Genomic DNA, 16,268 nt, shown 5'->3' with positions numbered 1-16,268 from the left:
CACGCCCGCCTTTTTCACGAAAGGCCGGGCGTGGGTCTCCCGGGCGTGCTCTGGCTTGAAGTCGCGCCCGCTTCGCCGGCATGCGCGCCGACGCCCGCCGCCTCCGCCAGTACGGCGCGGAGACGGGCGAACACCTCCGGCGCCTGGCGCAACCGGGCGTCGCCCATGCGCGTCACCGGCGCCAGCAATCGCAGGCTGTTGCTGACGAACACCGCGTCAGCGCGGTTCAGATCGTCCAGCCCCAGCGTCTGCTCGCCGGCGACGAGGCGCGCGGCAGGCGCCAGCCGCAGCAGGGCGGCGCGGGCGATGCCAGGCAGCACGCCGGCGGCCAGCGGCGGCGTTAACAGTTGTCCGCCAGACAAGGCAAAAATATTGCCGACGCCGCTGCAGGCGACATCGCCGCGCGTATTGAGAAAAAGCGGCTCGTCGCAGCCGGCGGCCCGCGCCCGTCCGGTTTCCAGAACATTGTCCAGATAGGCGAGCGTCTTGATTCGCGACGTCACCGAGGTTTCGTTGCGCCGAACCGGCGACAGCCACAGGCTGAGCGGCTGGAAGGCCGGCAACGCCGTCAGCGCGGCGTGGGAAGCAATGACCGTCGGCGCCGTTTGCTCCGGCGGCGCGACGCCGCGCGGCCCCGGCCCGCGCGTCACCGTCACCCGCAGGGAGCCAGCCGCCAGCCCGGCGGAGGCCAGCGTCATCGCCGCGTCGATCCGCCGTTCCAGGTCACGCTCGCGCACGTCCAGACCGATGACGGCGCAGGCGTCGCACAGCCGCCGCAAATGCGCATCCCGCCACACCGGCGCGCCGTCAATCACCAGCGCCGTATCGAACACGCCGTCGCCCAGCAGCAGCCCCCGGTCGGTCAGGTCAAAGCCGGCGCGCGTTCCGGCAAGCGGTTCGCCGTTGAGCCAGATCATGCGCGCCTCCATGCGGCAGCGAGGCGGATAAAATTGGCCAGCAACGCATGACCATGCCGGGTCAGCACCGATTCGGGATGAAACTGCACGCCGAATGTCGGATGCCGCACATGCGACAGAGCCATGATTTCCCCCTGCGGGCTGCGGGCGTCGACCCGCAGATGCTCCGCCATGGCCGGGCGCTCCTCCACCACCAGGGAATGGTAACGACCGACAGTCAGCGGCGTCGGCAATCCCGCAAACAGCCCCTGGCCCCTGTGCCGGATGGCGGTGGCCCGTCCGTGCAACGGCTCGCGCGCCCGGGCGATGACGCCGCCGAACGCCGCGCCGATGCACTGGTGACCCAGGCAGACGCCAAGGATCGGCGTCCGCCCCGACAGTTCGCGCGCCACCGCCAGCGAAACCCCCGCTTCGTCCGGCGTGCATGGCCCCGGCGACAGCAGCACCCCGTCAATGGCCCCGGCGGCGTGCATGGCGGCGATCTCGCCGGGCGCGATCGCATCGTTGCGGACAATCCGCGTCGGCGTTCCCAGTTCCTCGCAATAACGGGCAATGTTGAAGACAAACGAATCGTAATTGTCGATGATCAGGAGCATGCGCCGCTCCGGTAACGGGCGAAGGCCGAAAACAGCCGCGCCGCCTTGGTTTCCGTCTCATCGAACTCCTGCGACGGATCGGACAGCAGGGTGACGCCGCCGCCAGCCTGGAACACGGCTTCGCCATGCTGGAACGCCACGGTGCGGATGGCGATGTTCAGATCCATGTCGCCGTCGAAACCAATATAGCCGATGGCGCCGCAATAAACGCCGCGCGCCACGCCCTCGATCTCCGTGATGATGTCCATGGCGCGGATTTTCGGCGCGCCGGTGATCGAGCCGCCGGGAAAGGTGGCGGCGATCAGATCGACGGCGTCGCGCCCCTCCCGCAGGCGGCCGTGCACGCCCGAAACCAGATGGTGCACGTTGGCGTAGGTCTCCAGGTCGCACAACGAATCGACCTGCACGCTGTGCGGGGCGCAGATCCGGGAGAGATCATTGCGCAGCAGATCAACGATCATCACGTTCTCGGCCCGGTCTTTCTCCGAAGCCTGCAGGGCAGCGGCGGCCGCCGCGTCGGCGGCGGCGTCGGCGCCGCGCGGCGCCGTGCCCTTGATAGGCCGGGTTTCCACCATTCCGCCGCGCAAGGTCAGGAAACGTTCCGGCGAACTGGAAGCGATGGCGACGTCGCCGAAATCCGCGAACGCGGCGAACGGAGCCGGATTCTCCATGCGCAACGCGCGGTAAAAGGCGAACGGATCAAAGCCGGACGGCAGCGCGACGCTGAAGCGGCGGGCGATATTGGCCTGAAAGATGTCGCCAGCGCGAATGTAATCCCGCACGCGCTCAACTGCCGCGAGCCAGGCGTCGCGATCATGACTCGCCTGGAAGCTTTCGGGGAAGGCCGCCGGGAAACCCGCGCGACGCCCCGTCGAGGGGTGAAACGCCCTCGCGTTTTCTGGCTGGCCGGGCGCGGCTGCGGTTGCATCGCCGGGCGCTCCGGCTTCCGGATCAGCCGGCAGCCCCCCAGGCGGCAGCGCCCCCGGCCGCAGCGCCGCGTCCAGCAACCGGGCGCGCATGGCCTCGCCCCGTCGCCGCGCGCGCTGCTGGCCGGCGGCGCCGGTTTCCGGAAAACCCGAGGAATAGATCGCCGCCTGGCCAGTGGCGTGATCCAGCGCCACGACCACATCGTAGAACCCGAGCGCCATGTCGTCGACGCATGCTGGCCGTCGCGGCTCCGCGAGCCGCTCCAGCCGACGGCCGAAATCATAGGCAATGTATCCGGCGAGCCCGCCCCGGAACGGCGCCGGATCAGCAGGATCAGGCGGCAGACGATAACGGTTGATGAGACGGCGCAAGGCGACAAGCGGGGCGTCGGCGAGCGGCGCTTCGTTCCAGAACGCCTGCCCTTCGCGCACCCGGAATATTCCGAACGGCTCAGCCGCCAGAAACGACCAGCGCGCCACGGGGAAGGCGCCCGCATCCGGCGCCGGCGCAGCGGTGTCGAGCAACACCAGTCCCGGCGCATCGCCGGCCGACAGGCAGGCCGCGGCCCAGACCAGATCCGTGCAGGCCAGATCTGGAGAAGACCCCAGATCTGGAGAAAACCGGCCGTCAGGTCGGAGGTCACAGCGCCACACGCGTTCACAATCCCGGACGGCGACGCCCGCCGCGCCCATATCCCTAAAGCATTTTGCCAGCGAAGTGGATACCGCCTCGCGTGCGCAAAATGCGTCAATTCAGAACGGCGGGACCAGGGCGCTTTGCCGCCAGACCGCATTGGCTGGTCGACGGGAATTCGCTCAAAGCGAAAGAAGGCGACAACCGCTGCCGATCCATACGGATCGACAACGGCGCCGGGATCCGGCGCGGCGCGCCCGTCCCGGAGGCGCCGCCGTCCGGTTGCCTTAGACGAACAGCGCGATGGTCTGCCGGGCAATCGCCAGCAATTTGCCGGAGGGCGACCAGACCGCGGTCTCCTGGGTGGAGTAGCCCTCGCCGATATCCTCGGCGAACATGCGCAACAGCCGCCACTCATGCGTGTCCTGGTGCGCCTCGGCCGTGAAATCCACCATCCACGTCATGGTGCTGATCGGACCGAATTCACGCAACAGCGCCATCGCGGTGGGCGGCGGCGCGTCGGTCAGCGCCAGCAGGGAGGCGGCGGAACTGCCGGCGGCTTCATCGCGATGCCGCAGCCAGATCAGATATTCCGGCTCGGCCGAACCGGACATGGGCATGACGCCGCCGGCGGTGCGGAATTCGAAATGCCGGGAGAACGCCGGCCCCTGACGCCCACCGAAGAAATCCGCCGAATCTTCCACAGCGGCGGCGCGGGGATAGGGCTTGCCGTGGTATCGCAGGCGCGATTCACGCGCTGCCCCATAGGTCAGCATGGCGCGGGTGGCGACGCCCTGATCGCTGACCAGATCAACGCCGATGCAGGCGGCGGATTTGCCCCGGCGCAGCAGCGCCGGACGGGCTTCCAGCGCGCCGCTGGCCGGGCCGATGAAGCTGAACTGCGCCGAGCGCAGCGGCGGCAACTCCGGGTCCATCAGCGCCGCGGCCTGGGCGCACAGGGCGGCCGACATGCCGCCATAAGTGGTGCGCCCCTGTTGCCAGTCCTCACTCACAAACGTCGAAAAACCATCGCCGGCGGGCGTCATGCCCGCCATCAGCGTCGAAAAAGGCGTCATCCGTAAAAACCTGCCCTGGCGTATTCCCACCGGAGCGAAGGCCGCTGCAAGTGAGGAAAATGCATTCGTTCAAAGAGATGGAGCAAGATCCCGGTCCGGTTTGACCGGGGGCCTGCTCCAGGCATCGCGCGCTCCCGGGGGAAGCCGCCTCTTTATGAAGCGCAACCGGCCAGCGGAGCAACCGGACGGGAAGCTAATGTGCAGATACATGATGCGTCAAGAATCGCGCCGCGAGCCGGCGACGCCAACGGCTGCCCCCCGGCTGGGCCCCGGCCGTTCATGCGACAGCTCGCCGCACCGAGGAGCCCATGCATCGCCTCAATTTGGCAATGGAAAAATGCCGGCGGCAAGGATTGCCGCCGCCGCGCGGCAGTCATAGGCTGGGCCATAGCGACGCCCATGAAGCGGGCGCGCCGGAGCCGGTCCCCTCATGCCAGAACGCGCCGCGTCGCGACCTGAGCCGGGAACCGCCTCTTTTCCAGAGCCTGGGGCGCGACCCTGGCGACGCCAGTTCTGGTTTCGCCCACCGCTGCTTCAGGCGCTGCGCCGTGGCGACAGGCCTGCGCCTGCCGCTGGTCCCAGGACGAGGTGGAGCGGCAGTCTCATGGATTACGTTGCGTTTCTGCTCAAATCGCTTGTGAAAACGGGTTCACTCAAACTCATCAACCCCGACGGCGTCGAGACAATGTGGGGCGATGGTCAAGGCAGGCCCGTCGTCATCCGCGTCAGCGAGAAGCTGTCGCGCCCCGGCCTGCTGCTGAACGCCGACCTGCTGATCGGCGAAGCGTTCATGGACGGCGATCTGGAGATTGTCGAAGGCGACATCTACGATCTGCTCGAACTGGCGGCGAAGAACCTCTGGGCCAGCGGTCGCACGCCGCCCACCGAACTCCTGAACCAGACCTGGCGGCGGCTCATTCGCCGCGCCCAGCAGTTCAACCCGGTCGGCGCGTCGCGTCGTCAGGTGGCGCACCACTACGATCTGTCCGCCGCCCTGTTCGATAATTTTCTTGATCCGGACCGCCAGTATTCCTGCGCTTATTTCGCCAGGCCCGACGACAGCATCGAGCTGGCCCAGGCGCAGAAGAAGCGCCACCTCGCCGCCAAGCTGATGCTGGAGCCGGGGCAGAAGGTGCTGGACATCGGCTGCGGCTGGGGCGGCCTCGGGCTTTACCTCGCCCGCGCCGCCGATGTTTCGGTCAGCGGCATCACCCTCTCCGACGAGCAGTTGCTGGTGGCGCGCGAGCGGGCGGCCGAGAGCGGCCTCGCCGACCGCGTCGACTTCCGCCATTGCGACTATCGCAACGAGCGGGGACGCTACGACCGCATCATCTCGGTCGGCATGTTCGAGCACGTCGGCATCAACCATTACGACGGCTTTTTCCGCAAGGTGCGCGATCTGCTGACCGGCGACGGCGTCGCGGTGCTGCACGCCATCGGCCGCTCCGACGGGCCCGGCGCCACCAACGCCTGGATCCAGAAATACATCTTCCCCGGCGGCTATTCTCCCGCCCTGTCGGAAGTATTGCCGGCCATCGAACGCGCCGGCCTCATCGTCACCGATATCGAAATCCTGCGCCTGCACTATGCGGAGACGCTGAAAGCCTGGCGCGAACGTTTTAACGCCAATCGCGCGGCCATCCGTTCGCTGTACGACGAAAAATTCTGCCGGATGTGGGAGTTCTATCTGGCCGGCTCGGAAGTCACCTTCCGCTACGGCGGCCACATGGTGTTCCAGATCCAGATGGCGAAGAAGGTGGACACGGTTCCGCTGACCCGCGATTACATGTTCGAGGCGGAAAAACGCCTGCCGCTGTTCCCGGAGGGAATCGCCAATCCCCATCCCGCCCCGCTGCCGCCGCGCCCCGCGCCTGGTGTTGAAGCGCCGGAAAGGCCAGTGGGCCAGCCGGTCAGTGCGGGAGACAATGGCGCGGAAGCCCGTGGCGCGGGAAGCGCTACGCCCCCGGCGGAAACCGCTTCCATCGCTCCGTCCGCGGAAAAGTCCGAGGAACAGACAGGACAGAACGCGTGGGCACAGGATCCGAAACAGCTACCCGTCTCGGCGGCGGCGGGTAGCTGAAGCGCGCGGCGACTGGACGGGCCGTCAGGCAGGCGGCCCCCGGCTGGTTACGCGGCCGCACGTTCTGGCCAGACAGGACGGCTATCCCCCGCCCGCCGCATTCATGCCCGGGCATGCCCCGCCATTCACGAACGCGGCGTTGAGCAGCGGGCTGGCCAAAAGGCGGCGGGCCAAGGGCCGGCTGGCCAAGGAGGCGGCTGGCCAACACACGGATGTCTGGCGACATGGCCTGATGCGCAGGCCGCCCCCGGGGCGAGAACGCCCCGTTTGACGGGACCAGCCCCCCTCAGGCTGCGCCGCCGGCTTTGAAGCAGGCGGAGACGATATCCTGGGCTTCGGCCTGGATCTGCTTCAGATGGTCTTCGCCCAGGAAGCTTTCGGCGTAAATCTTGTAAACGTCCTCGGTGCCGGACGGGCGCGCGGCGAACCAGCCGTTTTCCGTCGTCACCTTGACGCCGCCAATCGCTTCATTGTTGCCGGGCGCGCGCGACAGGCGGGCGGTAACCGGCTCGCCCCCAAGCGTATCGCGGGTGATCTGCTCCGGGGTGATCGCCTTCAGCACGGCCTTCTGCGCCGCGTTGGCCGGGGCGTCGATGCGGGCGTAGACCGGCTCGCCAATTTCCCGGGTCAGATCGCGGTACAGTTCGCCCGGGTCCTTCCCCGAACGCGCCGTCATTTCCGCCGCCAGCAGGCCGGCGATCAGCCCGTCCTTGTCGGTGGCCCAGACGCCGCCATCGCGGCGCAGGAACGAGGCGCCGGCGCTTTCCTCGCCCACAAAGCCGAGCGAGCCGTCGATCAGTCCGTCGACGAACCATTTGAAGCCCACGGGCGTCTCGACCAGCCGGCGGCCGAGGCGCGCCACGGCGCGGTCGATGGCGCTGCTCGACACCACCGTTTTGCCGACGCCGACATGCGCGCCCCATTGCGGCCTGTTGGCGAACAGCCAGGCGATGGCCACGGTGAGATAATGGTTGGGATTGAGCAGGCCAACCGACGGCGCGACAATGCCGTGGCGGTCCGCATCGGTGTCATTGGCGAAGGCGACGTCGAAGCGCTCGCGCAGGTCGATCAGCCGGGCCATGGCCCAGGGCGAGGAGCAGTCCATCCGCACCTTGCCGTCGTGGTCGACGGTCATGAAGCGGAACGTCGGATCGACCGCGTCGTTGGTCACGGTTCCGTTCAGGCCGTAGCGCTCGAAGATCGGCCCCCAATAACGCACGGCGGCGCCGCCCAGCGGATCAACGCCAATGCGCACGCCGGCATTGCGCACCGCCTCCAGGTCGATGATGGCGCCAAGATCCGCCACGTAAGGCGTCACGTAATCATGGCGCTGCACGTGGCCGCTGGCCATGGCGCGGGCAAAAGGCATGCGCCGCACGTCGGCGAGGCCGCCGCGGATGATGTCGTTGGCGCGGTTCTGGATCAGGTCGGTGATGTCGGCGCCGGCCGGGCCGCCGTGGGGGGGATTATACTTGAAGCCGCCGTCCTCCGGCGGATTGTGCGACGGCGTGATGACCACGCCGTCGGCCAGACCGCTGTCGCGCCCCCGGTTCCAGCACAGGATGGCGTGGGAAATCACCGGCGTCGGCGTCCAGGCCAGATCAGCGTCGACGCGCACATCCACGCCATTGGCCGCGAACACCTCGATGGCGCTGGCGAAGGCCGGTTCCGACAGGGCGTGGGTGTCCTTGCCGATGAACAGCGGCCCATCGACGCCAGCCGCCTTGCGGTGTTCGCAGATGGCCTGGGAGATCGCGAGGATGTGCGCTTCGTTGAACGCGGCGTCGAACGCCGAGCCGCGATGGCCCGAGGTGCCGAAGGCCACGCGCTGGGCAGGGATGTTCACGTCGGGTTTCAGGACGAAATAGTCGGTGACCAGCCGTGGCGTATTGATCAGCTGCGACGGCTCGACCTGTTTGCCCGCCAGCGGGCTGATGGCGCTCGACATATAGTCTCCCTTTGCCAGAGGCGCTGCGTCCCGACATTGCCGGGCGATCCCGGCCAGCCGCAGCCTCATCATACATTCCGGTTTGCCGGGCCTGGTAGCCAGCCCCCGCCGCCTTTTCCACAAAAGCGGATACACAGGCTGCGTTTCATTGCAATCGCCCAATCGGGGCGACGCCATGGCGGCTCCGCGTCCGTCTGACGTCCGTCAACAGCCGCCGCGACCTCCGGCCACAACCCCCGCGCTGGCGCGCGCCTGGGTCAGGCGTTGAAATTTCGACGTCAGGCTGTATGGTAATTTCAGAAATTTCTGAAACTACCGTTTGGTCCGTCATGTCCATGAACCTGCCGCCGCTTGTCCAGTCCTTCGTGCTTCATTTCGGCGAAATGGGCAGCCGCTGGGGCATCAATCGCACCGTCGGCCAGATCTACGCCCTGCTCTATGTCTCGCCCGGGCCCCTGTGCGCCGATGAGATTGTCGCGGCGCTTGGCATTTCCCGCTCCAACGTCTCCATGGGCCTGCGCGAATTGCAAGCCTGGAGTCTGGTGCTGCTGAAGCACCTGCCTGACGACCGTCGGGATTTCTTCACCACGCCGGACGATATCTGGCTCATTCTCCGCACCCTCGCAGAAGAGCGCAAAAAACGGGAAGTCGATCCCACCCTTTCGGTATTGCGCGAAATTCTCATGGAGCAACCGGCCAGCGACATCGAACGGCACGCCCAGCAACGCATGGCCGAAATGCACAACATGATCGAACGGCTGACCACCTGGTACGATGATGTGAAGCAGCTTGATCAGGAAAGGCTTGCGACATTGTTGACCCTGGGGTCGCGGGTCACCAGACTGCTTGAAACCACAGACAGGATCGTGTCCCTCGGCCGGAAACGGCGCCCAACCACAAAGGGCTGAGGCCATGCGAGGCAATCCCTGGCCAGCGGAAACTGGCGGCGCGCCCGCCCCCCTGCAACAGCGCGAAACGATGACGGCGACCGGACGCGTCGCTTCCGCCGCCGACGACGCCGCAGCCGCTTTCCCTGCCGCTGTCGCCGCGGATCGTTTTGCCGCCAGGCAACTGGCGGTTGGGGCCGCGCCCGCGAGACAGCCAGCCCGCAAGCGCCAGCACGGCCGCGAGGATCGGGACGCCGCGCGCAAGGCCGCGCTGATCCAGGCTGCGGCGACGCTCATCTGGCTGCCGCAGGCGGCGCTGATCGCCTGGGCGATCGGCGGTCTCGCCCATGGCGCGCCAGCCAGCGCCATGCTCGCGCCGGCGGCTGGCGTGCTGGGGCTTGGCCTGTTGCGCGCCGCGCTCGACGCACTGGGCGTGCGCCAGGCCTTCAGGGGCGCGCGCCCGACGCTCACGGCGCGCCGCCGCGCCGCCTGCGAAGCCATTGCGGCGCGCTCGCCGCTCGACATGAACCGGGTCGCCTCCGGCGAAGCCGCCGCCATTGTTGGCGAGCAGGCCGAGGCGGTGCAGGCTTGGCTCTCGCGCTTCCAGCCGGCGCGCATGAAAGCCAGCATTGTTCCGCTGGTCATCCTCGCCTGCGTCGTTCCGTTTTCCTGGGTGGCGGGCCTGATCCTGCTTGTCGCCGCGCCGCTCATTCCGCTGTTCATGGCTTTGATCGGCTGGCGGGCCAAGGCCGCAAGCGAAGCGCAACTGGTGGAAATGGGCGCGATGAACGCCTTTCTGCTCGACCGCCTGCGCGGACTCGCCACCATTCGCACCCTCGGGGCCGTGGAAGCCACAGCGACGCGCCTGCGCGCCAACGCCGAAACCGTGCGCCGCAAAACCATGGCGGTGCTGCGCATCGCCTTTCTGTCTTCCGCGGTGCTGGAGCTGTTCTCGGCGCTCGGCGTGGCGCTTGTCGCCGTCTACATCGGTTTTCACCTGCTCGGCCAACTGCCATTCGGCGCCTGGGGCGGCAAGCTGACGCTCGCCCAGGGTCTGTTCATCCTGCTGCTGGCGCCGGCGTTTTTCGACCCGCTGCGCGAGCTTTCCGCCGTCTGGCACGACAAGGCGGCCGGCGAAGCGGCCATGGCGGCGCTGGACAGGCTGTCGACGCCAGACACGGCAGGCGAAGCGCTGCCCCTGCCCGGCGCGCGGCAACCGGAAACGCCAGCCGACGCGGCGGCCAGCCCCTTCCCCATGGGCCCGCCCCTGGAGATCTCCCTGCCCGCGGGTCCGCTGGCGGTGGCGGCGCATGACCTCGGCTTTCGCTATCCGGGCGCAACGGCCCATGCCCTGCCGGAGGCCTTCAGCATCGACATCGCCGCGGGCGAACGCGTAGCGCTGCTCGGCCCGAGCGGCGACGGCAAGTCCACGCTGCTGGCGCTGCTGGCCGGCCTCGCCGCGCCGCAACACGGCGTCATCGCCATCGGCGGCCAGCCACTCAATGACGCAAACGTCGCGGGGCTGCGCCAGCGCATGGCCTGGATCGGCCAGCAACCGCACATTTTCACTGGCGCCCTTGAAGCCAATGTCAGTCTTGGCCGCCCCGCGCCGGACGTTGGCGCGAGCGCCCGGCAGGCCTTGCGCTGGGCCAATCTCGCCGACGTCGCCGCCAACCGTGGCGGCGCCATCATCGGCGAGGGCGGCGTTGGCCTCTCCGGCGGCGAGGCGCTGCGGCTCGCCCTCGCCCGCGCCGCGTTCAACCACAACGCCGGCCTCGTGCTTGCCGATGAGCCGACGGCGCATCTTGACCGCGCCACCGCCAGCGCGGTCACGGAAAGCCTGCTGGATCTGGCGGAAGGGCGCACGCTGATCGTCGCCACCCATGACCCGGAGCTGGCCGCACGCATGGACAGGACCATTCGCCTGGCGGCGACAGACGCGCCGGAGGAGCGGACATGACAGCTCCAGCGCCCACCACGCCGCGCCCCGCCCCGCCGGGCAACCCGGCCGGCTCGCGCAGCCCCGCCCTTCAACGCAGCCTTTCACGCAGTCTCCCCCGCAGTCTTGGCGCCGTGCTGAAGCTGTTCTGGACAGGTCAGCGCAACCACCTGCTGCTGGGCGCGGCGCTGGCCGCCTTCACCGTGCTGGCTGGCATCGCCCTGCTCGGGCTTTCCGGCTGGTTCATCACCGCCACCGCCATCGCGGGCCTGTCGGCGGCGACAGCCCTCGCCTTCGACGTGTTCGCGCCATCGGCCGGCATCCGTTTCCTCGCCCTCACCCGCACCGCCGCCCGTTATGGCGAGCGCCTGGTCACCCATGACGCGACCTTCGCGGTGCTGGCCGCATTGCGGGAACGGGCGTTTCGCGGCTGGGCCCAGCCCGGCGCGGCGCGGCGGCTGTTGCTTCGCCCCGCCCGCCTGCTGTTCCGCCTGACCAGCGACATTGACGCGCTGGATTCGCTCTACCTGCGCATTCTGGTTCCCGCCGCCGCCGCGCTGGGGGCGGCCCTGGCGGCCGGCGTGTCCCTGGGGCTGGTTAACGGCTGGTTTGGCCTGCTCGCCGGCCTCTGGCTGTTGCTTGCCGGCCTTGGCGTGCCGGCGCTCGCGGCCCGCCGCGCGCTGACGCCGTCGCGCCGCCGCAGCAGTGGCCTGGAAACCTTGCGGCAGCGCATCATCGACCTCACGGCTGGCCAGACAGACCTGGTCATGACCGGCCGCATGGCTGCGGCGCAGGCCGGCCTCGCCGCCGCCGACGCGCGCCTCGCCGACGCGGACAATGCGCTGAACCGCATCGAGGCCCGGGTGACGGCGGCGTTCAGCGTGGCGACAGCGCTCCTGCTCACCGCCGCCCTGCTGACGGTCGCCGCCCTTGCCGAAAGCGGCGCGATCGGCGCGCCCGTCGCCGCCATGGCGGTGCTGGTGGCGCTCGCGGCGCTTGAACCCTTCGCCGCCCTGCGGCGCGGCGCCATGGAACTGGGCCGCGCCCTGCTGGCCGTGGGCCGGTTGGCCCCCCGCCTCGTCGATCAGTCCGCGGCGCCGGTCCGGCAGGCGCCAGCGGACGACCAGGTCGTCGCGACGTTGCGCCAGGTCAGCGTGCGCCATCCAGGCGCCGCCCGCCCCGTATTTGCCGATGTCGACCTGACGGTCGGCGCTGGCGAACGCATCGCCATCATCGGCGCCAGCGGAGCCGGAAAATCCACGCTGCTGGCGTTGCTGGCCGGGGAACTGGAAGCGACCACCGGGGAGGTCCGCAATCGTCCCGCCAGCCTGCTGACCCAGCGCACCGAACTGTTTCAGGACAGTTGGCGCGGCAATCTGCAACTGGCGGCGCCCCAGGCCAACGACGCCACGCTGATGGCGGCGCTGACGGCGGCAAGCCTCGACGACGTCATACGGGGGCGGTCCACCGGGGCTATGACATCACCGCTTGACGCCCCCCTGGGCGAAGGCGGAGCCGGCCTCTCGGGAGGCCAGGGCCGGCGGCTGGCGCTTGCCCGTCTGCTGCTTCGCGATGCGCCGCTCTGGCTGCTGGATGAGCCAACCGAGGCGCTGGACGCCGCCACCGCCCGCGACGTGCTGGGATGCGCGGCGCGACTGGCGGAGGGGCGCGCCGTGGTCATCGCCACCCATCTGCGCCGCGAGGCCGACCTGGCCGACCGGCTGCTGGTGATGAACCATGGCCGTTTGACGGCTGAGGCGCGGCGCGGCGAACCGGCGTTCGACGTCCTGCTGGCGGGGCTGCGGCCGGACTGACTGGCGGCGCCCGGCGTGCAGCCCGTGCTGCGCCTTGAGAGGATTGGCGGGGGCGGCGACGGCGGAGGTTGTCGCGCCAGAGCGCTTTCTGACCCGGCCGGATCGTCTGGTCGATCAGAATTCGCCCTGAACAACAAACCCTTGAGCGAATTCTGGTCTGTGGACCGGAACCGCTCAGGGGCAGAAACGCCGGGCCTTGAACCCGGTCCGGGCGAACGCCGCACACGCAAGGTCACGCGTTCCGGCGACAGCTCCGGGAACCATGGAGCGGCGCTCCAGCCAGAACCTTGCCGTCGCAGACAACCGCGCCGGCAAGAATTTCCGGCGAGACGCGGGACCGCATTGCCTCACGCCGGGTTCTACCCGGTGAGGCGCTGACATTCGCCCCCCACGGGGCGGATCAACCAGGGGGCCAGGGCGGACGTCCTGGCGAAACAGATGGAACTGGACATCGTCGCGTTGTCGCGACTGCAGTTCGCGTTAACGGCGTTGTATCACTTTCTGTTCGTGCCGCTGACGCTCGGGCTCTCCATTCTCGTCGCCATCATGGAGACCGTCTATGTGATGACCGGTCGGCCCATCTGGCGACAGATGACCAAATTCTGGGGCGTGCTGTTCGGCATCAACTTCGCCATTGGCGTGTCCACCGGCATCGTCATGGAGTTCCAGTTCGGCATGAACTGGAGCTACTACAGCCACTATGTCGGCGACGTCTTCGGCGCGCCGCTGGCCATTGAAGGCCTGATGGCGTTCTTTCTGGAAGCGACGTTCGTCGGCCTGTTTTTCTTCGGTTGGGACCGCCTGTCCCGCGTCGGCCACCTGACGGTCACCTGGTTGATGGCGCTCGGCACCAATTTCTCGGCGCTGTGGATTCTGATCGCCAACGGCTGGATGCAAAATCCGGCTGGCGCCGTGTTCAACCCGGAAACCATGCGCATGGAGGTTTCCAGCTTCTACGACGTGCTGATGAACCCGGTCGCCCAGGCCAAGTTCGTTCACACCGTCTCCGCCGGGTATGTCTGCGGCGCCATTTTCGTGCTCGGCGTCTCGGCCTGGTACGTGCTCAAGGGCCGTCATCTGGAACTGGCGAAGCGTTCGATGACCGTGGCCGCCTCCTTTGGCCTGGCGGCCTCCCTCTCCGTCGTGGTGCTTGGCGACGAGAGCGGCTACCTCACCAGCGAACACCAGAAGATGAAGCTGGCGGCGATCGAGGCCATGTGGCGGACGGAGCCGCCGCCGGCCTCCTTCACCATCGTCGGTTTCCCCGATCAGGCGGCGCGCGAGACCCATTACGCCATCCACATTCCCTGGGTGATGGGCCTGATCGGCACCCGTTCGCTCGACACCCCGATCATGGGCATCAACGAACTGACGCAGCGCGCCGAAGGTTTCATCAGGAAGGGCGTTATCGCCTATGACGCCCTGCAGAAGATCCGCGGCCTGCCGCGCGGCTCGGCCATCCCGGAGGATCTGCGCAAGACCTTCGAGGAGAATGGCAAGGATCTCGGCTACGCCCTGCTGCTGAAGCGTTATGTGGACGATCCGCGTCAGGCGACGCCGGAGCAGATCCTCAGGGCGGCCAATGACACGGTTCCCATGGTGGCGCCGATCTTCTGGCTGTTCCGCATCATGGTCGGCTGCGGCCTGATCTTCATCGCGCTCACCGCCGTGTTCTTCGTCCAGTCGGCCCGGCGCCGCCTGGAAGGGCCGCGCTGGCTGCTGTGGCTGGCGGTGCTGGCCATTCCGCTGCCCTGGATCGCCATCGAGGCGGGCTGGATGGTGGCGGAGCTGGGCCGTCAGCCGTGGGTGATCGAAGGCGTGCTGCCGACGGCCCTCGCGGTGTCGAGCCTTGGCGCGCACACCGTGTTGATGACCATCATTGGCTTCACGGCGCTTTATCTTGTCCTGATCGTCATCGAGATGAAGCTGATGCTGCGCGCCATCCGCAAGGGGCCGGAGCCGGATCACGATCCGGAAGCCGCCCTCGTTCCGGCCGCCCTCGCGCCTGCGGAGTAAGTCATGATCCTTCACGAACTGATCTCTTACGAACATCTGCGCCTGATCTGGTGGGTGCTGCTCGGCGTGCTGCTGATCGGCTTCGCCATGACCGACGGCTTTGATCTTGGCGTCGGCGCGCTGCTGCCCTTCGTGGCGCGGACCGATGTGGAGCGACGCGTCGCCATCAACTCCATCGGGCCGGTGTGGGAAGGCAACCAGGTGTGGCTGATCCTTGGCGGCGGCGCGATTTTCGCCGCCTGGCCCCAGCTCTACGCCGTATCGTTCTCAGGGTTTTATCTGGCGATGTTCGCCATATTGATGGCGCTGATCCTGCGGCCGGTCGGCTTCAAGTACCGCTCCAAAATCGACAGCGCGCGCTGGCGCAATGGCTGGGACTGGGCGCTGTTCATCGGCGGTTTCGTGCCGTCGCTGATCTTCGGCGTCGCCGTTGGCAACGTGTTGCAGGGCGTGCCCTTCCGGCTCGACGACACCATGCGGATTTTCTACGACGGAACCTTCTTCGGCCTGCTCAATCCGTTCGCGCTGCTGTGCGGCGTCCTCTCCGTCTGCATGTTGCTCACCCATGGGGCGGCGTGGCTCGAGGTGAAGACTGAAGGCGTGGTGCGCGACCGGGCCCGGAGCATCGGCTCGGTCACGGCGTTGTTGACGCTGGCGCTGTTCGTGCTGGCCGGCGTCTGGCTGTATTACGGAATCGACGGCTACCGCTTCACCAGCGAAATCGTGCGCGGCGGCGCCTCCAACCCGCACGCCAAAACAGTGGCGCTGGCGCCGCTGGCCTGGTTCGCCAACTACCAGGCGGCGCCCTGGACACTGATCGCGCCTGTTCTCGGCGTCCTCGGCGCGCTGGCGACTTTCATCGCCATGCGGGCCCGGGGCGAGGTTTCGGCCCTTCTGTGCAGCAACATCGCCATCTTCGGCGTCATCGCCACGGTCGGCGTCTCGATGTTCCCGTTCATCCTGCCGTCCTCGGCCGATCCGAACGTCTCGCTGACGGTGTGGGACTCCTCGTCGAGCCACCTCACCCTGTTCATCATGCTGGTGGCGACGGTGATTTTCCTGCCGCTCATCCTCGCCTACACCGCCTTCGTTTACCGGGTGCTGTGGGGCAAGGTCGACGCCAAAGCCATCGAATCCGGCGACGGTCACGCTTACTGAGAAAGGAAGGACGATCGCATGTGGTATTTTTCCTGGATGCTCGGACTGCCGCTCGCAGCCGCTTTCGCCGTGCTCAACGCCATGTGGTACGAGCTGATGGACGATCAGGCGAAGGCGAAAGCCGTCGCCCGCCAAAGCCCGGATGCGGGCGCGGGCGCGGCCAGATAGGCCGGACATCGCCCGGGCCCGGCTCCCGCGTCTGGCGACACGGAATGGGGCGGCCTGCGGGCCGCCCTTTTCTCAGGCCGCCTGCCGATAACGCCGCGCCTGCCGCCGC

General features: G+C 68.0%; 12 protein-coding genes. 7 read left to right on the top strand and 5 right to left on the bottom strand.

Features of this window, described 5'->3' with window-relative positions; genetic code table 11:
* Window positions 1–14: 14 nt before the first annotated feature.
* From IE243_RS00810 to IE243_RS00795, 4 genes are all read right to left on the bottom strand, one after another.
* A complete protein-coding gene (locus tag IE243_RS00810; RefSeq protein WP_191317450.1) occupies window positions 15–917 on the bottom strand; it encodes an aminotransferase class IV in 903 nt (300 codons plus the stop codon).
* Window positions 914–1,513: an anthranilate synthase component II gene (locus IE243_RS00805; RefSeq protein ID WP_191317449.1), complete on the bottom strand. Its 600-nt coding sequence runs from the start codon at window positions 1,511–1,513 to the stop codon at window positions 914–916. The genes IE243_RS00810 and IE243_RS00805 overlap by 4 nt, the downstream gene beginning before the upstream one ends.
* The gene (gene pabB / locus IE243_RS00800; RefSeq protein ID WP_244642572.1) at window positions 1,504–3,093 is read right to left on the bottom strand and encodes an aminodeoxychorismate synthase component I; all 1,590 of its coding nucleotides are present in this window, start codon (window positions 3,091–3,093) and stop codon (window positions 1,504–1,506) included. The genes IE243_RS00805 and pabB overlap by 10 nt, the downstream gene beginning before the upstream one ends.
* A gap of 267 nt (window positions 3,094–3,360) precedes the next feature.
* Window positions 3,361–4,149 (bottom strand): thioesterase family protein, encoded by a 789-nt coding sequence (locus IE243_RS00795; protein ID WP_191317447.1) that lies wholly within the window; start codon window positions 4,147–4,149, stop codon window positions 3,361–3,363.
* 604 nt (window positions 4,150–4,753) lie between these two features.
* On the opposite strand from IE243_RS00795, the gene IE243_RS00790 reads away from it, so the two are divergent.
* Window positions 4,754–6,229 carry a cyclopropane fatty acid synthase gene (locus IE243_RS00790; RefSeq protein ID WP_191317446.1) on the top strand — a complete coding sequence of 492 codons (1,476 nt, stop codon included), beginning with the start codon at window positions 4,754–4,756 and terminating at the stop codon, window positions 6,227–6,229.
* 286 nt (window positions 6,230–6,515) lie between these two features.
* Here the strand turns inward: IE243_RS00790 and pgm are convergent, their stop codons facing one another.
* Window positions 6,516–8,177, bottom strand: a complete 1,662-nt coding sequence (pgm, locus tag IE243_RS00785; protein WP_191317445.1) for a phosphoglucomutase (alpha-D-glucose-1,6-bisphosphate-dependent) — start codon at window positions 8,175–8,177, stop codon at window positions 6,516–6,518.
* A gap of 335 nt (window positions 8,178–8,512) precedes the next feature.
* On the opposite strand from pgm, the gene IE243_RS00780 reads away from it, so the two are divergent.
* From IE243_RS00780 to cydX, 6 genes are all read left to right on the top strand, one after another.
* A complete protein-coding gene (locus tag IE243_RS00780) occupies window positions 8,513–9,085 on the top strand; it encodes a GbsR/MarR family transcriptional regulator (RefSeq protein ID WP_191317444.1) in 573 nt (190 codons plus the stop codon).
* 70 nt (window positions 9,086–9,155) lie between these two features.
* Entirely contained in the window at window positions 9,156–11,024 is a 1,869-nt protein-coding gene (gene cydD / locus IE243_RS00775) for a thiol reductant ABC exporter subunit CydD (RefSeq protein ID WP_191317882.1), read from the top strand.
* On the top strand, window positions 11,021–12,817 hold the full coding sequence (locus tag IE243_RS00770; RefSeq protein WP_191317443.1) for an ATP-binding cassette domain-containing protein: 1,797 nt from the start codon (window positions 11,021–11,023) through the stop codon (window positions 12,815–12,817). Before cydD ends, IE243_RS00770 begins: the two co-directional genes overlap by 4 nt.
* A 438-nt stretch (window positions 12,818–13,255) precedes the next feature.
* Window positions 13,256–14,833 carry a cytochrome ubiquinol oxidase subunit I gene (locus IE243_RS00765; protein WP_191317442.1) on the top strand — a complete coding sequence of 526 codons (1,578 nt, stop codon included), beginning with the start codon at window positions 13,256–13,258 and terminating at the stop codon, window positions 14,831–14,833.
* A 3-nt stretch (window positions 14,834–14,836) separates the two neighbouring features.
* On the top strand, window positions 14,837–15,991 hold the full coding sequence (gene cydB / locus IE243_RS00760) for a cytochrome d ubiquinol oxidase subunit II (protein WP_191317441.1): 1,155 nt from the start codon (window positions 14,837–14,839) through the stop codon (window positions 15,989–15,991).
* Between the two features lie 18 nt (window positions 15,992–16,009).
* Window positions 16,010–16,159 carry a cytochrome bd-I oxidase subunit CydX gene (gene cydX, locus IE243_RS00755; RefSeq protein ID WP_191317440.1) on the top strand — a complete coding sequence of 50 codons (150 nt, stop codon included), beginning with the start codon at window positions 16,010–16,012 and terminating at the stop codon, window positions 16,157–16,159.
* The last annotated feature ends 109 nt before the right edge of the window (window positions 16,160–16,268 follow it).

Source organism: Camelimonas fluminis (assembly GCF_014656355.1).
GTDB lineage: Bacteria > Pseudomonadota > Alphaproteobacteria > Rhizobiales > Beijerinckiaceae > Camelimonas > Camelimonas fluminis.
The sequence above is the reverse complement of the archived record's forward strand: the minus strand, read 5'-3'. Positions and strand labels throughout refer to the sequence as shown.